This is a genomic window from Pseudomonas sp. DVZ6 (assembly GCF_024259445.1).
Lineage (GTDB): Bacteria > Pseudomonadota > Gammaproteobacteria > Pseudomonadales > Pseudomonadaceae > Aquipseudomonas > Aquipseudomonas peradeniyensis.
The window spans coordinates 1-1128 of the sequence record NZ_JANCLM010000097.1 but is presented as its reverse complement, the minus strand read 5'-3'; the positions used below and the strand labels follow the sequence as shown (position 1 = coordinate 1128).

Annotated in this window: 1 pseudogene; it reads left to right on the top strand. The window is 66.5% G+C overall.

What is annotated here, in order from left to right:
• Positions 1 to 1128, top strand: a pseudogene (locus tag NMG10_RS25780) (hypothetical protein); the annotation flags it as partial.

Sequence of the window (1128 nt, the reverse complement as noted above, 5' to 3'; positions counted from 1 at the left end):
CAGCAGGGCAAGGTTGTCGGTGACGGGCGCATGACCCTGGCCGGTGGACAACTGCTCAACAGCGACCGTGGCCAGATCATCAGCCAAGGGGCACTGAACGCCACCTGGGCGCACCTCGACAACCAGGCCGGTGAGTTGTCCAGCTTCGATGCGCTGACCGTGCATCTCGACCAGGCGCTGCTCAATGTCGATGGCGTGGTTTCTGGTGCTGGCATGGAGATCCATGCCCTGACGCTGAACAACCTGCGTGGCGTGGTGTCCAGCAGTGCCGGCCTGGAGCTGGTCAGTGGCGCGGATATCGACAACCAGCACGGTGAGATCTCCAGCGCCGGTGCCAGTCAGCTGCGCGCCGCCAGCCTTGACAACCGTGGCGGCAGGCTCAGTGCCGATCAGGCGCTGACGCTGACCGTCGGCCAAGCTCTGGATAACCGCAAAGGCGTGCTGGCCTCGGGTACGGCGCTGACGGTGAGCGCCGCCAGTCTCGATAACCGCGAGCAGGGCAAGCTGCTCAGCGATGGCACACTGACCGCCAAGGTCAGCGGCGTGCTCGACAACCAGGACAAAGGCTTGCTCAGTGGTACTGGCGCGACGCACATCGAGGCCGGCCAGCTGGACAACCGCGGCGGGCGACTGGTTGGCAAGGACTTGCTGACCCTGCAAGGCCAGCGCTGGGACAACCGCGGCGGCAAGATCGAGGGCGATGGCGCGATGACGCTGACCCTCGACCACCTGGACAACCGTGACCAGGGCCTGGTCAGCGGCCAGGCCGGGGTGCGCTTCAATGGCACCGAACTGCTCAACCAGCTCGGCATCTTCGGTGCGAAGGGCAACCTGGACCTGGTCGCTGCGCACCTGGACAACAGCGGTGGCAGCCTGACCAGCGGCGGCGATCTCGATGGGCAGGTCACGCGCCTGGAACAGCTCGGCGGCAAGCTGTCCGCCGACGGCAAGCTGACCCTCAAGGGCGATTCGCTGGTCAACCGCCAGGGTGCCGTGCTGGGTGCCGGCCAGGACATGCGCTTGACCGTGGACAGCATCGACAACCGTGGCGGTGAACTGTCCGCGGCCAAGGCGTTGAGCCTGACCGGCCAGCACCTGGACAACACCGGCGGCCAGGTCCTGGCCGAT